Consider the following 21,818-nt stretch of genomic DNA (forward strand, 5'->3'; position numbering starts at 1 on the left):
TTTCCTCTTTTCCCCAAGCTGGCCGCATACGGCCTATTCGGCCGCCGACGTCACTTTCGTGTTATTCTTGAAACGGCAAATTTGCTTATATTCATTCGGGGTCATCGACGTCAACTGCTTGAACATGCGGTTGAAATGGGTAACGTTGTCAAAACCCGTCCGGATGCTGATGTCAATCACCTTGTTGTCCGTTTTCTTCAAATATTCCTTCGCTTTGGACACTCTAAACTCATTCAAATAACGAATGAACGACTTGTTTGTCATACGCTTAAATACCGAGCAAAAATAAGAATGGCTCATCAATGATACGCGAACGGCATCCTCCAAACCTATTTTTTCGGCATAATGCGATTCTATAAATTCGATGACCCGGCGTACCGACTCCCGATGCTTGTCAGCAAGTTCTTCCTTCGGCGGTGCTTGGAGAGCAGCTTCCCGGCTCACCAAAACAAGCAGACGCAGCATGATCGATTTGACCATCAGCTCGAACCCGCTTTTCTTCTCGCGGAACTCCTGCATAAACTCATTCAGCAAGTTCTCGATATCGATTTCCACTTTGCCGGATAAGCTAAGCCGCGGCTGCACGACCATGAACGGCTCGATATACATAAAGTCCATGAATGATCCGGCATCTACATCGGAACTGAATTGCTGATTAATAAGTTCCGGCAAAAATTCGATTTCATACGCTTCGCAGCCCGCGCTGCCGCTTGCGACAACGCTGTGGGGAACATAAGGCGGGATCGCAAACATATCCCCTTTGATCAACTCGAACTCCTGACCGTTGATGCGATGCTTAAGCTTGCCTTTCGTAATGTAATACAACTGAAAATACTTGTGCCGATGAAGGACGCCTTCGGAATAGTCCAGCGTTACGGTTTGAATAAAGAAAGGATAACTGCCGTGAGCGTTCTCCTCAATCGTATAGAGCAATATATCCCGATATTCCTCGATATCAAACTGATCGAATCGCATAATATCACCACTCCTTACTTATGACCTCCAGACCGGAGTCATCCGGCCGATTGCATCCGTGCCCGTTCCCCATCATTTCTCTGCCTTCGCGAAGACAATTTCACCCGTTCCCTGTCTCACGTCAAGAACAAACTCCATGTATGCACAGCCAAACCGGCTCACAAGCCGGATGCCGTTGACCGAACATCCTTGCGATTGACGAATCGCCAATTCCTCGCTCTTCCCTACCGACAGCAGCACAGTTAAGCCGCAGACGTCTTCCTCCGACGCAATCGTTACCGTCAGCGCATCGTCGGCGTTCCTGCGTACTTCCATCCGCACTTGGTTTCTTGTTTGACGCCAACGCCATATTTCCTCGCTCGTCCACCATTCCATGCCGCAGTTGCGACCATGCTCCGCCAGCTTGACCAACACTTCCCCCATCGCGCCCTCCGTCATCAAGCCCATTGCGGCCGGATGCAGAAGAAAGTGGGTGACGCCGTATACATCCCGGCAGCGTTCCAGCAATGCGAACGCCTCGAGCTCCGTGCAACGGTCCGCATCAGGCGGATCCCAAGCCAGCGTCGGCATGCTGATCAGATCGAAGCAGCGGTTACCGTCTCCGGCGCCGCTCATCGGCGCATACGGATGACAGGTTCCTGCAAGAAATCCTTTGTTGCCCCGCTTCGTGCCGCCTTTGCTTTGCTCCACCTTGATGCCCGCGCGCTCGCACCAATGATAGAACTGGACATCGCCCTCCCATCGCAAATAGTGGTTCTTGTTCGAGACGATCGGCCGGCCGGGAAATTGCGCCTGCAGCATCGTGTGCTGAACCTGAAAATGCGCTTCCGACCAGCAGCTTTCGGCAATCTCCTCGCCCATTGCATTGTAATGCAAAGCAACCTCGTGTCCGTCAGCGACAATTCGATCGTTAATCTTCTGTTCATACCCGGGCATGATGATGCACCATGTCGATCGAACATCGGCCCGTTTAAGCCAATTCAGCATCATCTCAGCCTGTCCTGCATCATTCCCGTCGGTGTCGTGGGAGATATGGCCGATCGCTGTTATCCCGCTCGGCCAGAACCACTTCTGAACTATCCGCTCTCCCGCATGATGCGTCAGATGAACGAGAAGCCGGTTTAACAGACAGCGCATCTCGTCAATAATCGGGTACAAATAAAACGGAGTCTGTTCCACTGCCGCGCGGTCTCGAACCCAATCCAGCACGCTGCCGTCGTCCGTCTTCAGAATGCCTTCGTCAATGCCTCCGGTGCCGTCCGGGGCGACGACGCCGTCCACAATCACGGGCATACCCTGTTGAATCAAAGTAACCGTTTTCATAAGATCGAAATTAAGCATAGCCGCAAGACCTTGGCCCCGTTGCACCAGCGTCAACGCCGGTGATGTCGTTCGTACGCCGTTCCTGCGCGTCAACGTTCCGTACTGCCGAATATCGGAGTCGACGCCTTCAAGAAACTGAGCGCCGAAACAATGAAAGGAGCTGCTTAAACTTTCCGCTATCGGCGCATCGCCCCATTCGATCCAGCCTTCCGTTATGCAGCCCTCCGTCTTGACGCCCAGCAGCTTCTCGAGACCGTACGTCCCTCCAATCGTCAACAGGCTATTGCCGGATTCTACATAAGCACGACAAGCGCCGCCCCATCCGTCATGTTCAATGCCGCCAATGACGATTGACACTCCCTGCGGACGGACATCGATCCAATCTACGCAATTCCACAGCTGATATCCAATGCCCATATCGTTTAATATTTCTTTCAAATAAGGGGCGTAGCAGTCCCGCCCTTCCCGGTTCAGCCGTTCTTTATCTTCCGGATTCCAGATCACATGCAGCATTTCCGTTCAACCTCCGCTGTCCCTAATTATTGCCTGTACAATTCCAGATTTCCGGCCATCACGTTGCACAAACGTTCTCTCACCCAAACTATATATACCCTATTTTGTATTGTCAATAATTAACTGCAGAGACTGCTCCAGCGAAATTCATGATTTCGGAGCAGTCCCTTTTAGTTAGGTCATTTGGCTAGCATCAGGTTATAAATCGTTTGAGCTGCTTCGGCCCTGTTAGCCAATCCTTTCGGAACAAACGCATTTCCGCCTCTGCCATTGATCAGCCCTAAAGCCGTTGCCGCATCCAAGGATTCCATTGCCCACCCACTTGTTTGATCCCGATCCTTGAATCCGGCGATCTGCTTAGGCAACAAGAGTTGGCCGCTGTGTTTCAACCCATAAGCCCGTACGAGCATAACGACCATTTCTTCACGGGTTATGCTCCACTCAGGCGCGAAACGATAGTCTCCTTTTCCATTGACAAGTCCCGTGGCGGCAGCGGTGGATACCGCATCGGCATACCAAGTCGATGGATCGACATCCGAGAATGTTTGCCCTTCTACCGCTTCAAGTCCGAGCATGCGGATGAGCATAGCAGTATACTCGGCTCGCGTCACCTCCCGGTACGGCTCATACTTCGTTGGACTTACCCCATTAATCATGTGCTTAGCCGCTATTTCCTTCAGCATGCGGTAAGCCCAATGGTTTGTTTCAACATCGTCGAACTCCTTGTCGTATGACAGCACGATCAATTTCCCCGGGGCTGACAACTGCAGTTCTATCGTACTTCCCGATATCGTACCGCCCAAATATTCCAGTTCTCCATTCTCGCCGAACCTGTAGACGCCGAGCAGTCCCGTATCCGCTTGCGGATCGAAAGCAAGGCTAACCGTAACCAGAGATGCAAACGACTCTCCTGCCGATCCGGCCGGCATTTGAATGTCATACACCTTGCTTACTGCCGTCAATAAGGCATTGGCTCGATCGCCTGCCTGCGCAATTGCCTGCATCTGGGCATTTCCCGGATCGGATTGTACGATTGTTGCATCAGGATTCGAACCATCGTCCGAGCCATTCGAATCTTTCGGATCGCCCGGATCTACCGGCACTACTGGATCGACCGGCAAAGGACTAACAACCTTCTCATGCGACAAAGGAATACGGAAATTAGCATTCTCTGCGATATCGTACTTAAATCCTTTGCCGTAATCATTGTCATCCACGTAACTGCGTATCAGAGTCGTATCGTCGATAGAGAGCGCATATCGGCCGTCGCCCATGTCCGTAATGCCTTTGATCGTGTACACCGCATTGCGCTCCCCATCATTTTCAACATAGATGGTGCGATTAACAAGATCACTTAACGTAAAGCCCTGGACATCCATGTCTACAATGATTTCATTATGAACGTTCAGTTGTTTCGTAAAATCTATGACCGTTCCCTGTATACTTCCGATCGTTTGATTGATTTCCGGCAAAGCAATCTTGCCGATCACAGTGCCGTCATTCACGTAGCTATACACGGTTTGACCTTCCTGTTCGGCATACATGCCGAACGTGCCTTTGAATTGCAGCTTGTCGTCAATCGTGTACACAATATCCGGATCAAGCGCACTGATGATATAATCAACCCTGCCGTTAGCAAGAGTTACTTTTACTGCCCTGACATCCATATCCTCCACAACCGTACTTCCAGACTTAACTTCTACAGATGTGATCGCGCTAATAAATTGTTCGTCCTTGTACGGCTGAATAACAGAAGTAAACGTGCTGCTCAAATTTTCTCCTGTCCGCTTGGCTATCATATAGCGCAAGCTGTCCGGATTATTACGATCGGTTCGACTTGGGATCCCATCGGCTAAAGCGACTTCATCCGTCGACGTTAGCATTGTTAAGCGAAGATGAATATCCTCTGGTTCGGCTAACAGTTTCCAGGTGTCCTTGATGTCCCAATCTACGCTGAATTGATCAGCCGGGCTCGAGTCCCGTTCAACACGCTGCAAATAATGGAAGCCGGAACCGCGATACTGATAACCGCTTCCTTTCGTATCATCCGGGCGAATGCCGTACTCCGTATCGTCCCCTTCATATGTGCCCGTCTCTTGAGCGGTCAGGGACAACCCTTCTACCGTCACATCCCCTTCTGCTGCATGGAAACTGAAGTGATGCTCGCTGCCGCCTTGAACACGGAAAAAGTCAACGACATACGAGTTCGCTTCATCCACCCGAATCATCGCCGAAGTACGTTTGTACAGATCGGTCTGCGGATACACTTCCGGCGCTTCAACATCCATCATTTTAACCATTGAGCCCTCATCAAACTGTCGCGGTTCACCAACCCAGTGAGCGGTTTGCATGGACTGGTCGACCATAACCGTATTATGCGAAATCGTATTGCGTATCCACTCCGTAAAATGCGTGTCCGTATCCAACGTCGATTCGGGGTACCCCAGATCCGGCATCAAATCCAACCCAAATGCTGTCAGGCCCAAGTTAAGCGTATCTCCATGTCCATGACCGTAGTTACGACCATAATACATCCACAGATCGCGCAACGTATTGCGGTCAAGCTGTTGCTCGTACTCTGTGTAATCGTCTGCTCCTAACAATCTTATCTCATGCAATGCCATATGATATCGGTTTACAAACGATTGCTTGCCAATTGCTTTAAATGTAATGGTGTGCGTGCCGGCCTGCAGCTGATGCTTGCCTAACGACTCTAGATTTTGGCTGTTGCCATAAAAATCAAGCTGTTTAATCGGTTGATCGTCAAGCGAAATTTCGTAAATCCCCATGCCGCCGTACCAAATCGTCCTGGCAGGTTGTATCAGCACATCATATTCACCTGCACTCGACACATCAAACCTAAAAGTGATTTGGTCACCCACATTCGCAGCCGCGTATTCAAGCAGACTATTTTGAACCTTCACACTCGTGCCAGGAGACATCTCTATTACAGGAAGTTCGACGAAACTCTTGCCTAAGCCCGCTGTCAAGGGCGGGTTGTCGCCATCGCGCAAGATTGTTGTCCCGTAGCCGGACAACATCTGACTATCTAATCGCAAAGTGCCGTGCTCGGCAATCACTGATTCAATATCACGCTTCAATTTCTCCGGATCTTCGGAGAAGATGCTGTCATGAATACCCGTTGTTCGGTTGCTATTTAGAAAATAGATAAGCTGGGCAAAGATGGGGTCGCCGTAGTTTTTGAAGGCTTCAATCATCTCCTTCATTGAAAACGCAAACCAAGGGTTGCCTGTGCTGCTGGCATCTCCTATATTGGCCGTAAATCGCTGGCTCAGCATAAGCGGATACAAACCCGAAAACATCTTGCGAAATTTGACATTATCGTACAGATCTGCGCCGATGAATCCGTCATACCCCTTTAGTATATCTGCAATCTCCAGATAAGCGCCTAACCAAAGCTGATTGTATCCAGGCGAGGATTCGTGTCCAACCCCATCGCGATCGACAGCATTGACAAAGGTAACCCCCATATTTCCCCCAGTCACCTGATGAGGCGGACCGACCTGATAACCGGATTTGTAGTTGAAATCCATCCATTCCTGTGTCTCAGGCAACTTGTCATAAACGACGGCGGCCATTGCCAGCGCTCCCTGGTGGATCCCATTATTGCTAGCAATCTGCGCCCGTCTTATACCAGGATAGATTTGCCTGATGATGCCGTCCTCAATGTTTTTTCGGATGCCCGAGGCAGAGCTTTTATAAGGTCCTAATTGAAACGTCTCTGATTTAGCCGATAAAAATTGAATTAATTCCGGATCATCCATCGCAGGGAAAAATGCATCATAGGAACTGATAAAATCTTTTGCTAAGATCGGTTCCCATATGTTCCCTACTGCTTTTCCCAGTCCTGTAAAACCGTCCGAGTTGATATAATGCTCTCTGCCGTGTTCGGATATGTCCAGACTCGGATATACATCCGCTATTCGATCGATCAGAACCGTACCTGCGCGCGCATACTTTACATCACCGGTATACAGATAAGCATCCCGAAACGAGCTCAGCGCCTGCTGGATGAAACTGCGGCCATTATAGCCCCAGAGTGCCCAATGCACATAATAAGCAATGAAAGTGTAATAGTTCCCATCCTCATCCACCCAACCGTAACCATCATCGACGCCCCACAGATGGAGGGGGTCATCCGGATCCGGATGATCGGTATTGAACAGCAGCGTTCGATCGGCAAGCTCCGGATCAAACAACCCATTCATATCCAGGCCGCTATTATAGTAGCTTTCAAAATCATTGGTAGGAAAATACTGGCCGCTGCTAGGGTCCAACACTTTCCACGGATGGTTGACCGGATCAAACTGATAAGGATAGATGCCATATGCATCAATGTCTCTGCCAGTCAGAGGGCTCCCTTGCTCCTGGTTGACAAAAATACTTCTCGGCAAGCTTTGGGGAGGTACGATCGACCATAAGTAGTCAAGCCCTTGATCAAGATAATAGTCGGCCTTGTCTACGGCATCTTGGTGCATGCTCGCGGCCCATTCATAGGTTTGGATATTGGTTCTGGCCGCCAGTCTCTCTTGTTCGGTATACAGCGTCACTCTCTGTTTGGCAGGAGCAATCGATTCAACAACCAAGTTGAAGGAATCCGTATAGCTTCGCCCTTCATACTCGATTTCGGCACTTAAAGTCGTCGATCCGACTTGCAGCGCTTTCAATAATCCGCTAACCGGTTCCAGCACAGCGACCGTCTCGTCGGAAGAAGATTGTGTGACCGTAGCGCCGATTGCAGGAAGCTTTTGTCCGTTTGTCAACTCTACTTCCAGCTCCAACTGAACAGATTCGCCTGGCATCAGACGTTCCGGCTTGTTTTTCCACTGGATCCGAGCAACGTCAAGCGGCTCGGTTCTTGGTTCAAGCACAAGCGTTAAAGGAAACATATTGCGGCGTGTATGCCCGGTCTCATGACCCTTGGCCCGGATCGTCAAGTCGTGCATACCGCTGCTCAAGTATACGATACCGATATCTCTGATCTCGCTGGCCTTCCATTGCCCCCATTCATACGGACCATAAAAGTTAAAGTCTCCTACTGCCTCCCCATCCACGATCAATTCGCCAATTCCGCCAAATGGCTCCATCAAGATCCCCTGAAACTTCATGTCATAGAACCCGGCTTCATGCACATAAAACCGGAAAGATCGAGCATGTCCGTCAGCATAGGCTTCTATATTAGCCGATCCATCTGAAAAATTGACGCCAATCTCATACTCCCCATAAGGAGCGCCTACCAGATGCCATTTATCCGTTCCCGGCACCAGATCGTCACGGCCAAAGGAATAGACATGCCCAGGACTCACCGCCAGATCCAAGTTCGCGACATATTGCTGACCGTAGTATTCGATCGTTGCCTGGATAGTTGCCTCCCCAGTACCGACTGCTTCGAAACGACCAGTGGCCGCGTCAATCTGAATGACATTCTCATCCGTGCTGACGTATACGGCTGTCGTTTCCGGCAAGCTTAACTCCGGCCCGCTCTCAAGAGCGGCAATCACTCCCACGGTGCCGTATGAGCCGACATAAAGCTTCTCTGAGGCATACTTCAGCAGAAACTCTTCTACGTCCAGTTCGCCTTCATTGAAGAAATAAGTCACGCTTTCGAGCTGATCCACGGCCTGGTTCCCCGTCGCATCCGCCGAAGCTGCCGGGTATGCAGGAGTAATAAGCAGCAGTATGAGAAACCAAATGATACAAACGTTAATCTTGCGTTTAGTAGATGGAATTAACATGTTGTTGTTCCCTCCGCTCTCATATTTAGTTCCCTTAATACAGTATTTTACAAGCTTTGCGCCATCAATTCTTAACCTATCGTTTATCAGGGTTAACAAAATGTACATTTCATCGGGGACAACCGGAAACTATACAGGGGTAAAAATGAGCAAAAAAAATCCACAGACATAGAGCTGTGGACAATAGGAGGAGCTGTAAATCATATAACTAGCGGTTATCTTCCCTATACTCTTTGGGAGTCATGTACATGAGTTGTTTAAATGTTCTATTAAAGTGAACGACATTGTCAAACCCGGCCTTACTGGATACGTCAATAATTTTGACATCCGGCTTTTTCAAATATTCCTTGGCTTTAGATACTCTCAACTCATTTAAATATCTGGTAAACGACTTGTTTGTCACACTTTTGAAAGCAGTGCAAAAAGCAGTGTGAGAAAGCAATGCAACTTTTACAACGTCTTTCAGGTAGATTTTCTCCGAATAATGCTCCTCTAAATACTTGATGGCCTTCAGTATGGATTCCTTGTGCCGATTGACAAGCAGATTCTTCTCCGAAGCATTATATTCGTGTGCCATGACTCTGCCGACAAGGGCAAGCAATCGCAAAATCAAGGATTTGAATATGAGTTCAAACCCTGGCTCTTTCCTGCTTAATTCGCAAATTAATTCATTCATAATGCTTTCTACATCCGTCTCAATTTTATCGGCAAGATTGAACCTTGGCCTTACCTTGCTCTCGTTAACCATAAATGGCTGAATATACATAAAATCCATAAACGATTGCAACTCCGCTTCGCTTGCGAAGCTTTGATTGATCAATTCCGGCTTGAACTCGAGCTCGATTGCCTCGTAGTTCACTTTCTCATACGCGGCAATGCTGTGAGGGACATAGGGAGGGATAACGAACAAATCTCCTTTAATTAATTCATATTCTTTATTATTTATGAGGTGCTTCAGTTTGCCTTGCGAAACATAATAAATTTGGAAATAATCGTGTCTGTGCGGAACATAATGAGGGACGTAATAATGCATGTCATAAGACACTTGCTGGATAAAGAACGGATAATCGCCATGGCCATTCTGGTCGATTGTATACATTTCTATACCCTGATATTCCTCTTTATCGAGTTGCTTGAATCGCATACAAACACCTCTTACGTATAGATTTCAATTGTTAATGACTCTGAGCTATTTTCCCCTCACTCATAAGCTGTTCGAGCACATAATGGCAGTTCATTGCCTTTTCCTTCAAATCCTGGGCTGTATAAAAATAATGATTGGACGCCTCGAAGCCGATTCGCGAATCCTGTTTAACCAGTGCATACAACGCCAACGCATTATCTAATTCCGTTTGGGCGATATCGATAAGAACGACGCCAAGCTTAGATTTCTTTTCCCAGTCGGTTGCGGCAAGATAGCGTTTCCTGTTTTTCACGAATAAAATTTGCATGTAAGCGCTGTAGAAATGCAAGTAAGAGGCGCTGGCAATCCGGTACAAATCGTCGAAATCCGCTTCGGTGCTAGCTGTAATATGCTTCCTTGCCTTATCGAGCAGCTTCAATCCTTTTTTCCAGCCGGTTGACAGCTTTTTGAACTGATTGGCAAACACGGTTTCCGAATATTGCGCACGCCACCGATCAAGATCATCATAAGGAATGCCTACCATCGTAGCTTTATAGTTAGTAGGTTCCATATAAAGCAGATTCGCCGGCCCTATATTTTGAGGCGCCAAATAAAGCACTGAGACATCAAACGGAAATTGCCGGAACGCTTCGCTGAAAGCAAGAGATGCCTGCGTAATTATTTTTCCTGTGGCGGTTCCAAATTGATCCTCGAGCAATTCGTCAATGCCTCTCGCTTGATCACCCTCCGCTGACCAATAATGCTCCGCGGCTAGTCTCAATGTGAGGGAAGGATAGCCGCCCAGCGTCCAGCTTAGCATTAGCCCGCTTACCCCCGATGCATTCAACCGCCGTAGATGCTCTTCAATCAATTGAAATACCGGCAAGTAAGGAACAGCCGACAGCTCCCATGAATTATTGAATTGCACCTTTGCCGCCGTCTTTAATCCGTTATCCTTTGCCATCTGCCAGACACGCGCTGTTTTTTCGCTCGGACCGACAACAGAAATGGAATAATCGATTACTTTGCCTGGTGTGTTCCCAATATTCGTTTCTTTTTCATCCTCGCTGACGGAGAGAATCGTAACATTGCTTGGCAACTGCTTAATCGCCGACAATATCTCATTATCGTCCCAACCCAGAGATGCGGTCCATGCCCATGTGTAGCAAAGCACCCGGGCAGCAGGAGCTTCCTTGGCGACGGCATTAGCTACCAAATGGATGACTTCTGAAATAACGGCGCTCGGACTGCGCTTGCTGCAGCGCGGACAATTCGTCTTGCCGCCATAAGCTTTCGAGTAGCAGTTCGTCAAGTTCTCAGACATCGTTATAGCGAATATACCGCCAAGTCCGGGAACCTCTCTGAATAAGGCGGACACAGATTCGCTCAGAATAGCTTGCACCTCCGGAACGGATGTGCATAGCGCGGCATAACCTTCCTCCTCATGCCCTTTCCAATCTGGTTTATTCTTGAAATAGGAAAGCGGCATGGAGCGTGGTTCATTGAAATACAGATAAACGCGAATACCGTATTTCAACGCTTTTTCAACCAACTTCCTTAGTCCTTCTATCCTTTGTTCCCAATTGACCGACAGCTCCGGAGCCGCCCGCCAAGGAGCGAGCTGATAAAGAACGCTCTGCATCCAAATCCCGTTTACGCCTACTTCCGATAAACGCTCCAACTGTTCATCCGGGTAAGGATCCAACTCCGTCTCGAGCAACGGATCGCCATACACCGCGCTATAGGAATAAATATAGCGGAGATCGAACTTGTTGGTCCGCTCATATTGTCCCTTCTCAAAGTAAGGCAACTCCGACTTTTGGATCGTTTGCTCGATCCATTGCAGACCGCGCATTATACCGTCTTCATCGGACGCCTGAAGGACAATTTCATCGTCCGAAACGATGAGCGTATAGCTTTCCTTCGCTAATTGAGCGGCAGAATCAAGCTTTAATTGAAGAACCGGACTCTCCGTATGCGAGGCTGCAACAGACCACTCGACTCCCCAAAGCTTTGCATGCTTGTCGACAAATCGCTGCGCGTAGATATTTATATTGCCTTCACCCTTGTTCTCGTCATGAAGAATCTGAATCGTCCATGGCACATCCAGTCTGACTTCGCTTGCCAGCGGCCCCCTTCTTGGAGAAATCCTTGGCAAATCAGGCTGCTTGAATCGTTCCAAGAAATCAAACGGCTTCTCCTGAAAAGTAGAATCAAGTTGTTGCTCAATGGGATCGAAAGTTTCCGACACACGCTGTTTCCACTCAAGAGTGAGCTTCTTCTCTTGGGGGCTTAAAGGCTTGTAGCGTAAAGGCGTTACAAACGGCTTTAAATAGCCCAGCTTTACCCACAAAAAGTCATCCTCTTTTAGCGTGAATTCCAGCTTTTCCTCAGTCCAATCCAGAAGGATTAAGATCTGCTCGTATGTAAGCAAATGCCAATTGGCCCGTATGATCGTGATGTAACCCCTGGAGAGCCACTGTGAATCTACATTCTGAGGCACCTTCAGTCCCATATGACCGGCCGCTTCTTCGATTTGATGAACGGTTGCTCCCAGTACAACGGCGATGCGTTCCGTAGGCACCAAGCCGTAATTTCTCCAAATGACTGCCTGCATGCGCGTTGGAAAATGTGGAAGCGGGATCGGAATCATTTGCGGATTTGCTTCAAATTCATGTATCATGGTTCAATTTGCTCCCCTCACATCAATATAATCAACAATGAAATAACCCCCAACAAATATTTGATTTTGTTGAGGATTATTCAAGAGATATTACAATCCGAAAAACTTCACGGCATTCTCTCGGGAAATCTTGTTAAATACGGTTTCGCTTATTTTTTTCGTATCGCGCCATTGAATCAGCGTATCCACCAAAGGCACAGGCATCGTCTTCGTACAAATATCGGTTCCGAAAAATAACCGGTCCTGGAATTCGGTCAGAAACTTCGGGCCATATTCGGGATCGCGAGCAATTGCGTTATGAGCCGTAAAATCGGATAAGTCGCCGTACAAATTCGGATACCTGCGGAACAGAATGGGTACGACACCTTCTTCCTCGATCGGTCCGCTAGGCACTCTTCCCACTTGCCCGCCTTTCAAGTCGAAAATATACGAGCGTTCTCCCGGGGTCCGAAGTCGGCCAATTTCCGCCCAGAACACCGGCCCATGCCCGAACATGATCAAGTCGGGAAATCTTTGCAGCGTATGCTCGAGCTGCGGCAAGCCTGGATCGTCATATAAGCCGAAATCGCCTGTCTTCTGATCGGAACCGTCAAATACGACCGGGAGCCCTACCCGCTCTGCATGCCGGAACAGATTTTGCACCAGCGGATCCATCAACGGCACATTAATCATGATCTCCCCAATCCCCTTGCAGCCCTTCTCCTTATAGTAGGAAAGAACGCTGTCGAGCGGCGCATCAGCCGAATTGGTTAAGATGCGCGGATCGATGTTGCAGTACGGGATGAACCTGTCGGGATATTTTTCGGCCATGTCCAGAATGTCCTCGTTTGCTTGCGGGAAATAGATTTCGGGACTGACGATCGGGAGCAGTACCCCCTTCTCAATTCCGAGCTCGTCATAGCGCTGAATCAGTTCCTCCGCCGTGCAGAACTCGACGACGAAAGGCACCGGCTTTCGGTAAGCATGGGCATGAATGTCGATAAACATAAAATTCCTCCTTGAGCATTCGTTTTACAAGCTATAAAACATCATTCTTCAACCATGCAAGAAATTCGTCGTTGAACCATTGACCCGGATTTTCCTTAAATGCCGCCAGTACATTGTCGACATACTCGTCGGCCTTGATGCTCGTGAACAGCGAATTGCCACACCGGGCATAACGAATGAGGCCAAGTTTGTCCAGCATCGCTTGCGTCTTGACGGCATCATGGAACGGCCATACTCCCGGAACGTTATGCCTCGCTACCTTCGACATGGCTATGCACTTCTTTCCGGGATCGTCGATCGAGCTGCAGTAATGCTCCACAAGCGCATATTCTGCAAAATGCTTGAACGTATTGTACACCGTATCAATGCCGATAAAGACAATTTTCGCTTTATGTACATACATCTTCTGCCACGGTGACGAATAGGAGAAACAATAGTCTCCGAAAACGCCCATTCGCGGACCATAGGCGGAATGCTCGCCGGTAATCTCGGCGGCATTGCTCCCCCATGCGGCAACCGAATGCGTCGCCTGATCGCTTCGGATACTGTCAGGAAGCAGTCGGAATGTTTCGCTAATGTGTCCAACATCGGAAGGTGACGTATGGATATTCCAATTGCGATAAGCATTGGCGAAGTCCTGCTGCACAAGCGTCGGAAACACGACGGTTCCGCTTTCCGTTACCGCTTCTTTTATGGCATCGATGACGCTAAGGGAGCCGCCGGCCACTTGGCCGAAGCTTCTCAGCGAAGAGTGAATGATAACAATATCTGACGGGACAAGGCCAACTTCTTGAAAAGCGCGGACGATATCCGCTTTGGAAACTCGAGGCATCAATTCGGAACTCATATCCCTACCTCTTCCTTATGAAATTCTGGCTGGACTCGTTAATGATCAGCGTCGGTTCCAGCACAACTTTTTCAAACATTTTGAGATCCTTTTTTTTCTCTTTCCGCATAATGATTTCGGCGGCTATTGATCCGATCTTATAGGCCGGCTGGATGATCGAAGTAATTTGCGGCTTGACGAGGCCGGTGTCGTCGCTCGCATCGAAGCAGGCGGCCGCGATGTCGTGAGGCACGCTTAAACCTTTTTCCATAATCGCTTCTATCGCGCCGTAAAGCAGATAATCATTCGCGGCGAATATCGCCGTTGGAAGCTCATCCTGCAGAAGCCAGTCTTTCATGATCGTATAGCCGCTTTCCCGCTTGAACTCGCCGATTCCGATCCATTGGTCGCGAACCGGAAAGCCGCTTTCTTCCAAGGATTTACGAAAGCCCTGCAGACGTTCCGCAGCCGTCGATTGATTTTGCGGACCTGTAATGATCGCCAGCTTCTCGTGGCCTTGATCGATCAGATGTTTGGCCAGATTGTAGCCGGCTTTCACGTTATCGATCGTGACAACGTCGAAATCATCTTGCGTTTGCGGCAAATTATCGATGAATACGAAAGGAATTCCCGACTTATTGTATTGCTCGAACAATTCCATGTTTCCGCCGACTGTGGCGACTACCAGACCGGTTACCTGTTTTTGAAGAAGAAGCTGAACGTACTCCTCTTCCTTCTGAATATCCTCGTCGCTGTTGCAGACGATAACGGAATGATCATTTTCTCTGGCGATCTTCTCGACGCCCTTAATGACTTTTGCATAAAAGCGGTTCGAAAGATCGGGCACGATAACGCCAAGGATGTTCGCGCTTTTGCGCTTCAGGCTGCGGGCGATTTCGTTTGGCTGGTAGCCTAATTCCTTAACCGCCTTCAGGATGCGTTCCCTCGTATCCTTGTTTACTCTTCCTGTATTGTTCAGCACTCTGGAGACGGTGGAAATGGAAATGTTCAAATGCTTGGCGACATCTTTAAGCTGGACTGACAAGAAAATCCCTACCTTTTTGAGAAAACGTTCTCGCAAAATTCATAAAAAAAAGATACCGATGAGATGTTTTTGATCAAAACAATTGGAATACTGCTGATAGCGTTTTCATCACTTAATAAATAATAATTCTCTATTGAATTTCGACTTGCTTCAGCGTGGTTTGTAATCGCTTTCTCAAAAGCGATTTGTTCAGCGAGAACAGATTAGGTGATTCAAGTTGCACAAACGTTCTCTCAACTTGAATATTACATGATCGAGATTTTCTTTGTCAATACCATTTTGCATGGAATTACCCTGCTTCTAATCGAACAACCTTCTCCGCAGCTTCTTGGTGAATTATATTGCCTATTTCTTATCTATTCTTAATGTAAACGTCAAATAGCCCCCATCCCCGTTGTCGCCGGATGGAGGTTATTTGCGTTGCCTTTACTCTGAATTATACGGCTTTGCCCAACCATTCGTTCAGGAAAGCAGCCGTTTCCTCGAATGCGGCGTTCAGCTGCTCCGTCGCCCCTTCGTACGGATGCGTCACGCCAAACGTATGGTTGGCGCCTGGAATGGACACGTACTTCTGTCCCGGAGCCAGCTCTTTCAGCCGCTCCACGAAGTCGAGCAGCCGCTGGCTGTCGGCATCTCCTTGCACGATAAGAGCAGGCTGCTTCAGACCGACAAAATGGTTCGTCACTTTGAAACGTTCCGAATTCTTCTCCTGATCCAGTGCTACTGCGCGCTGAACGGCCGTTAGATCGGGATCCGTGGAAACGTTGACGGGTGAAGCGCCGCCGTTCCATACAATAACCGCCGACACCGCTTCGGGATGTTCGCCGGCATGGATAATGCTGCTGCCGCCCGACCGGCTGTGGCCGAGCAGCGCAACCTTCCCGGCATCCGCCTCCTCTCGCAGCGGCAGCCCTTCATTCTTGATTTCTCCCAGCAGCGCCTCAAGATCCCTTAATTCTTGGCTTACGGTGCTCGCTTCCGCTACCTGCGTTTCGTCAAGCCCCTCTTCTTTCGCCGTAATCCGGGAGAAGTCGAAGCTTACGGCGTAATACCCCAGACCGGCCAACCTCTCGGCGACTTCCGGCCAGAACGCCCAATCCTGGAAACCTCTGAATCCGTGGGCAACGACCACGACGGGTTTGCGGACGCCGTCCGGAATTGTCCTAACTCGCCCTCTTACTTTCAATCCTTCGCCCAACCCAATTTCGAATGTTTCAGATGCAATCGCTTGCTTCGACATTTCTCCTCGCTCCTCTTCTTAAAATAAAAAAAACAGAAGTTTCGTCTTGCTGGCAAGACAACCTCCGTTTGAACGGTCAATTCCATTTTCAATTACAACAATACCAATTATATTACTTGGTTATTTGATAATATGCTATCAGCATGCTTTTCCTTTGTCAACCCGTCTCTTCCCACATTTTTCCCCTTAGGCCTACCCTTATAATTTGTTCTTGACCTCATCAGAATGGGAATGTATGATACCGATATATCCAAGTAAACTAATATGAATAATGTATATCGGTTTGCCTATCAACCGTTTGAGCGGAGATGCCTACAGTCGTAGCGCATCTTTTTTTATTTGCGCCTAAGCCTGTAGTGGCGTCATACACCATGCATACCCTTATACGCACAAAGGAGGCAGAAAGGAAATTGATCGAGCTGGTTAGCGAGGAGAAATGCATTACCTGCGGGATATGCGTCAAGGTGTGTCCGACCTTCGTGTTCGATGCCGACGATAGCGGCCTTCCCGTTATCGCGCGCCAAGAGGATTGTCAGACTTGCTTCGTCTGCGAAGCCCATTGTCCCGCCGATGCGCTGTACGTTGCGCCCTACGCCGATACTCCCGTATCGGTAGACGAAGCCGAGCTTGCCGCTTCGGGAGTTCTGGGAAGCTGGCGCGCAACGATAGGATGGGGACCCGGCCGCACCAAGCTGGCGTCTATTGATTCTACCGAATTCATTAATCGTATTCTTCCGCCGCGTCCGCAGCAACGGACATATTGACCGGCTTGTTCGTTCTTGGAGCGACAAACTTGAGATTTCAATTCCCATATGAAGAGAGGGGTATTACCCATGAAAAGAAAATCAAAGACAACCGCGCTAACTATGGCACTTATATCCGCATTCGCTTTATCGGCTTGCGGGAGCGGATCCGACAACGCTCCGTCATCCACTGCAGGGGCAAGGCAACGGATCAGCCAAGCGAGACAAAAGCTTCGGAAGCTCCCGTTACCGAAGCCGCGCCGGAGCCCGTTACGCTCAAATTTTACGTCGGCGGCGGAACGCTGACCGATACGGAATTCAAATTATTTTTCGAAGAACCGACCAAGGAAAAATTCCCGCATATTACGCTCGAGAAGATTGTTCCCGCCGATGGGGTAAAGCCGGCCGAGGTATTAACCTCGAACGATGTGCCAGACATTATCTATCAGACTAGCGGATCCTACTATACGTTCCAGGAGCTTGGCGTATTCGCCGACCTGACTCCCCTGGCGGAGAAACACGGGTTCGATACCGAGCGGCTAAAGCCGGTATTGCTGGACTCCGTCCTGAATTTCTCCAAGGAGGGAGAACTGTTCACGCTCCCCTTCTCATCCAACGTCGCCGCGCTATTTTATAACAAGGACATCTTCGACAAATTCGGCGTTGCCTATCTGCCCGATGAACAGATCACATGGGATGCCTTGCTCGACATCTCCCAGAAGCTGACGCGTTCCGATGGCGGCGTCAACTACGTCGGCACCGATCTGAACAACGGCCCTGCCACTCTGCAAGGAAGTTATGGCATCTTCGCTCTTGATCCGGAGAGCGGCGAGCCGACGCTTCAATCCGAGCAATGGCGGCGGGTGTTCGAGACCGTGCAGAAGAACGCGCAGCTCCCCGGGTTCGTCCAAGGCGAACAATATCAATATGACCGTGACTCCTTTATCGTCGATCAGAATCTTGCCATTCGACCGACGCTGCTCGCTAATCTGATCGGCCCTCTGGAAGAGCTTCGCGCCCAAGGCAAGCCATTGAACTGGGATCTGGCTCCAATCCCGAACTTCGAGGATAATCTGGGGCAGGGCAAAGTCGCCAACGTGCATTCGGTATCCATCTCCAGCGTCAGCAAGCACAAGGACGAGGCGTTCCAGGTGCTCGCCCATATTTTGTCGGACGACGTGCAGCGGATTCTGTCCCGAAACGGCCGTGTGCCCGCCATCGACAATCCGGAGCTGGAGAAGGAGTTCGGCGCCGATATCGAGGTGCTGAAGGGCAAGAAGATCGAAAATATATTCAAAACGACGCCTCCCGTTTTGGATCAACACCGTTTGGAGGGTGATATCTCCAAACATGTAACACAAGCGTTCGCGGATATCGCGCTCAAAGGAACCGACGTCAATACGGCGATCCGAGCGGCCGAAGAGGCCATTCGCAAAGACTTGGAAACGTTAAAGATTACGAAACCTTAATGCAGAGAGGAGAGGAAAACATGAGCGAACTGGGACGTAAATTGACCACGGACGTTCTCGTGCTGGGAGGCGGCCCCGCGGCCGCTTGGGCGGCGTGGAGCGCTGCCTCCCAAGGCGCGAAAGTCGTACTTGCGGACAAAGGGTATTTGGGGACAAGCGGCGCGACCGCACCCGGGGGCACGAATCTGCTTTATTTGCCGCCCGATCGGGAATTGAGAGACAAAGCCGTGGAGCAACGATACGTCGGCGGAGGTTATTTGTCCGAGCGCTCATGGACTTATCGCGTATTGGATCAGGTCTATATCAATCTGGAGCGCATTGAGCAATGGGGCTACCCGTTCGTGCGCGACGAGCATGGCGTTCCGCAGCGCGGGCATCTGCAGGGACTCGAATATATGAATTTGATGCGAAAGGTCGTTCTGAAAGCCGGGGTCAAGGTACTCGATCAGCATCCGGCGCTCGAGCTGCTGGCGGATGAGCACGGGGTCGGCGGAGCCCGAGGCGTATGCCGGCCGGACGGGACCGACTGGGAGGTCAGAGCGAACGCCGTCGTCGTCGCCACCGGCGGATGCGCCTTCCTGAGCAAGGGACTCGGCTGCAACGTGCTTACGGGCGACGGATTATTGATGGCCTCCGAGCTTGGCGCGGAGCTGTCCGGTATGGAATTCAGCCGAGCCTATGCGCCAAGCGCGGCGTTCGGCACCGTCACGCGCGGACGATTGCTCGGTTGGGCGACGTATTACGACGAGGCCGGCAACGTGCTCAATTCGGACGGCAACCGCGGCCAAATTCTGCACAAGGCGGTTAGCGAAGGCCGGACGGTCTATGCCATGCTCAACAAAGCCGACACCCCGGAGAAGCAAGCCATTCTAAGAAGATCACACGCGATCTTCTTCCTTCCTTACGATCGGGCCGGCATCGACGTGTTCACGCAGAAGTTCCCGCTTACGGTCAGGGGAGAAGGAACCGTCCGCGGCACGGGAGGCATTCGGCTCGTCGGCGAAGATTGTTCGACTACGGTTGCCGGCCTGTATGCAGCGGGAGACGCGGCTTCGCGCGAGCGACTGATGGGCGGCATGTCCGGGGGCGGGGCATTCAACGCTTCGTGGGCCATATGCTCGGGCACATGGTCCGGCGAGGCGGCGGCTGCTTACGCGGCGGCGCAGCCTGGCCACGCAGGTCAACGCAATCTGCGGCCCGTAGGCCGATTCGGACTGCAGCCCAAGTCGGGCAGCGGCGACAGCGAAGCCGCCGCGATCGCAGACATCCAGCGTCCGAATAACGCCGAGCTCCTTAAAGCGGTTCAGCACGAAGTATCGCTCAAGATCAACTACTTCCGCCGGGAGTCGACTATTCGGGAATCGTTGCAACGTCTGAACGCGTTATGGCCGATCGCCGGCAGCGCCGCCGGTTACGAGGGCTTCCAGCAGCGAATTAGAGCGCGAGAGATCGCGGCCATGACGGCTACCGCGCGATGGATGCACACCGCCTCCCTTCAGCGAAAGGAGACTCGGGCCATGCATACGCTTGCCGAATATCCCGAGCAAGATCCCTCGCAGCTGCACCGCATCGCCCTATGGGGGCTGGATCACATCTCCGTGCGATATGACAAAGTACCTGTCTAAACGCGAATCAAGAACTCAGTTTGTTACAAAAAAAGACGCAGGCATCATCCCTGCGTCTTACGATCTCCCTGCATCTTTTAGTCTTCCCACTCCCCCCGCTCATTCGCTACTTCGTCTTTCCCAGCGTCTCCAGGTCTTTGTTTATTTTGTCTGCCGCCGTGCGAAGCGCCGTGTTGACATCCACGCCGCGAATGGCGAGATCCGCCGCGGCTTCGCCGATGTATTTTGTAATTTTGCGTTCGTTCGCATTTTCCGCATTCAACTCGCGCGGGTCGGCTTTGAAAATATTTTCGATCGTCTTTCCTTTCAGCACTTCAATATCCGCGCCGTATTCCAGCTCAAGCTCCGGATTATTTAGTACGGAGACGCGGCCGTTCCGGCTGACGAGCCGTTGTACTTCATCGGACAACAATTCGTTCAAGACCTGATAAGCCTCGTCCTGATATTGACCGCCTTTCGTTATCGCGAATCGATGCACGTTAATCTCCACGCTGGTGCCGAGCGCTTCTTCGAAGTTCGGATGCGGCGCGAAATCCCAATTAAGCGTGACCCCCTGCTGCCGAAGCTCCTCCAGCGGACCGACAAGCTGGGCCAGGTTGTGAGTATAGAGCGCCAAATTCTGATCCGCGTAGAACACGTCATCCTTGTCGTCGTGACGGTAATCCTCCCCTTGCACGAATCCCGGAATGGCATACAGCTGCTCCAGCGTCTTAAAAACCTTGGTCCATTGCTCGTTAGTTACCGCAGCTTGCCCCGTGACCGGGTCGATAATATCGAGCGACAAGCCGCTACCTAGCCGCGTAGGAGAGAGATCGATGCCGACATATTGAACGCCTCCTTCGGACCTGGTCAAGCGGCTAGCTATTCCGATAATCTCGTCCCATGTTTTTACTTCATTAATATACGGTTCGTTGAATCGATCGAAGATGTCTTTATTGACGTACAAGACGGGCAAGTTGATCGAGAACGGGAATTGATTGCCTTCGGAGGACTGATTGATCGCGCTGACGACTTCCGGTTTCAACCGGCTTTCATCGTATCCGTACTTTTCCTTTAATGGCGCGAGATCCGCGATCAGATCCTTTTCCTTCAACTCCGCGTAACCGCCGCCGAATATAAGATCGGGAATCGTCCCCGCCGTTATAAGCGGTTCAATGGGATCGCCCTCCGGAATGTCGAGAAGCTTGATCTTGATGTGAGGAAATTTTTTCTCCACCGGCTTGAAATACGTCTCGACCTCCGTGTTCGTCAAGGTAACTCCGCCGTATTTGAATATCGTCAGCTCGATTTCCTCCTGCGTGGTCTCGGTTGCTTTCTCTGTCGGCGATGCAGAGACCGGAGCGTCTTCGTTCGTGCTTCCTGCGGCCGTCTTGCCGCCTGTTCCGGAAGCGCATGCCGATACGACGAATAACGTCAACACGATTAATCCAATCCATGATCGCTTCATACATATCCACCTTTTCATATAATTATAGTTGGTTTTAATTGAATAAAAAAAGGAGACAGCGTC

Annotated in this window: 13 protein-coding genes; 3 read left to right on the forward strand and 10 right to left on the reverse strand. The window is 50.3% G+C overall.

Features of this window, described 5'->3' with window-relative positions:
- Positions 1-33: 33 nt before the first annotated feature.
- The 9 genes from H7F31_RS27735 to H7F31_RS27775 all read right to left on the reverse strand — a co-directional run bounded on the left by H7F31_RS27735 (position 34) and on the right by H7F31_RS27775 (position 16,471).
- The gene (locus H7F31_RS27735) at positions 34-975 is read right to left on the reverse strand and encodes a helix-turn-helix domain-containing protein (RefSeq protein ID WP_187101428.1); all 942 of its coding nucleotides are present in this window, start codon (positions 973-975) and stop codon (positions 34-36) included.
- A 72-nt stretch (positions 976-1,047) separates the two neighbouring features.
- Positions 1,048-2,811 (reverse strand): polysaccharide deacetylase family protein, encoded by a 1,764-nt coding sequence (locus H7F31_RS27740; RefSeq protein ID WP_187101429.1) that lies wholly within the window; start codon positions 2,809-2,811, stop codon positions 1,048-1,050.
- 179 nt (positions 2,812-2,990) lie between these two features.
- Entirely contained in the window at positions 2,991-8,567 is a 5,577-nt protein-coding gene (locus tag H7F31_RS27745) for an S-layer homology domain-containing protein (RefSeq protein WP_187101430.1), read from the reverse strand.
- Positions 8,568-8,775: 208 nt separating this feature from the next.
- Positions 8,776-9,711, reverse strand: coding sequence for an AraC family transcriptional regulator (locus tag H7F31_RS27750; RefSeq protein ID WP_187101431.1), 936 nt, complete (start codon positions 9,709-9,711; stop codon positions 8,776-8,778).
- 31 nt (positions 9,712-9,742) lie between these two features.
- Positions 9,743-12,373: a glycoside hydrolase family 20 zincin-like fold domain-containing protein gene (locus H7F31_RS27755; RefSeq protein WP_187101432.1), complete on the reverse strand. Its 2,631-nt coding sequence runs from the start codon at positions 12,371-12,373 to the stop codon at positions 9,743-9,745.
- A 90-nt stretch (positions 12,374-12,463) separates the two neighbouring features.
- Positions 12,464-13,360, reverse strand: coding sequence for an amidohydrolase family protein (locus H7F31_RS27760; RefSeq protein ID WP_187101433.1), 897 nt, complete (start codon positions 13,358-13,360; stop codon positions 12,464-12,466).
- A 31-nt stretch (positions 13,361-13,391) separates the two neighbouring features.
- Positions 13,392-14,207 (reverse strand): AAC(3) family N-acetyltransferase, encoded by an 816-nt coding sequence (locus tag H7F31_RS27765; protein WP_187101434.1) that lies wholly within the window; start codon positions 14,205-14,207, stop codon positions 13,392-13,394.
- 4 nt (positions 14,208-14,211) lie between these two features.
- Positions 14,212-15,231: a LacI family DNA-binding transcriptional regulator gene (locus H7F31_RS27770; protein ID WP_187101435.1), complete on the reverse strand. Its 1,020-nt coding sequence runs from the start codon at positions 15,229-15,231 to the stop codon at positions 14,212-14,214.
- 436 nt (positions 15,232-15,667) lie between these two features.
- Positions 15,668-16,471, reverse strand: a complete 804-nt coding sequence (locus H7F31_RS27775; RefSeq protein ID WP_187101436.1) for an alpha/beta hydrolase family protein — start codon at positions 16,469-16,471, stop codon at positions 15,668-15,670.
- Positions 16,472-16,881: 410 nt separating this feature from the next.
- Here H7F31_RS27775 and H7F31_RS27780 point away from each other — a divergent pair, with 410 nt between their 5' ends.
- From H7F31_RS27780 to H7F31_RS27790, 3 genes are read left to right on the forward strand one after another with little or no spacing between them, the layout of a single operon-like run.
- Positions 16,882-17,235: a 4Fe-4S dicluster domain-containing protein gene (locus H7F31_RS27780; protein WP_187101437.1), complete on the forward strand. Its 354-nt coding sequence runs from the start codon at positions 16,882-16,884 to the stop codon at positions 17,233-17,235.
- A gap of 29 nt (positions 17,236-17,264) precedes the next feature.
- Positions 17,265-18,683 carry an ABC transporter substrate-binding protein gene (locus H7F31_RS27785; RefSeq protein ID WP_187101438.1) on the forward strand — a complete coding sequence of 473 codons (1,419 nt, stop codon included), beginning with the start codon at positions 17,265-17,267 and terminating at the stop codon, positions 18,681-18,683.
- 20 nt (positions 18,684-18,703) lie between these two features.
- Positions 18,704-20,308, forward strand: a complete 1,605-nt coding sequence (locus H7F31_RS27790) for an FAD-dependent oxidoreductase (RefSeq protein ID WP_187101439.1) — start codon at positions 18,704-18,706, stop codon at positions 20,306-20,308.
- Between the two features lie 106 nt (positions 20,309-20,414).
- On the opposite strand, the gene H7F31_RS27795 is transcribed toward H7F31_RS27790, so the two are convergent.
- Positions 20,415-21,755 carry an ABC transporter substrate-binding protein gene (locus H7F31_RS27795; protein ID WP_187101440.1) on the reverse strand — a complete coding sequence of 447 codons (1,341 nt, stop codon included), beginning with the start codon at positions 21,753-21,755 and terminating at the stop codon, positions 20,415-20,417.
- Between the last annotated feature and the right edge of the window lie 63 nt (positions 21,756-21,818).

Source organism: Paenibacillus sp. PAMC21692, from assembly GCF_014303795.1.
GTDB classification, from domain to species: Bacteria; Bacillota; Bacilli; order Paenibacillales; family Paenibacillaceae; genus Pristimantibacillus; species Pristimantibacillus agaridevorans.

What these genes read in the sequence shown, in the direction of transcription:
- H7F31_RS27735 (WP_187101428.1), bottom strand. Translation starts at nt 975, where the DNA reads ATGCGATTCGATCAGTTTGATATCGAGGAATATCGGGATATATTGCTC.
- H7F31_RS27740 (WP_187101429.1), bottom strand. Translation starts at nt 2,811, where the DNA reads ATGCTGCATGTGATCTGGAATCCGGAAGATAAAGAACGGCTGAACCGG.
- H7F31_RS27745 (WP_187101430.1), bottom strand. Translation starts at nt 8,567, where the DNA reads ATGTTAATTCCATCTACTAAACGCAAGATTAACGTTTGTATCATTTGG.
- H7F31_RS27750 (WP_187101431.1), bottom strand. Translation starts at nt 9,711, where the DNA reads ATGCGATTCAAGCAACTCGATAAAGAGGAATATCAGGGTATAGAAATG.
- H7F31_RS27755 (WP_187101432.1), bottom strand. Translation starts at nt 12,373, where the DNA reads ATGATACATGAATTTGAAGCAAATCCGCAAATGATTCCGATCCCGCTT.
- H7F31_RS27760 (WP_187101433.1), bottom strand. Translation starts at nt 13,360, where the DNA reads ATGTTTATCGACATTCATGCCCATGCTTACCGAAAGCCGGTGCCTTTC.
- H7F31_RS27765 (WP_187101434.1), bottom strand. Translation starts at nt 14,207, where the DNA reads ATGAGTTCCGAATTGATGCCTCGAGTTTCCAAAGCGGATATCGTCCGC.
- H7F31_RS27775 (WP_187101436.1), bottom strand. Translation starts at nt 16,471, where the DNA reads ATGTCGAAGCAAGCGATTGCATCTGAAACATTCGAAATTGGGTTGGGC.
- H7F31_RS27790 (WP_187101439.1), top strand. Translation starts at nt 18,704, where the DNA reads ATGAGCGAACTGGGACGTAAATTGACCACGGACGTTCTCGTGCTGGGA.
- H7F31_RS27795 (WP_187101440.1), bottom strand. Translation starts at nt 21,755, where the DNA reads ATGAAGCGATCATGGATTGGATTAATCGTGTTGACGTTATTCGTCGTA.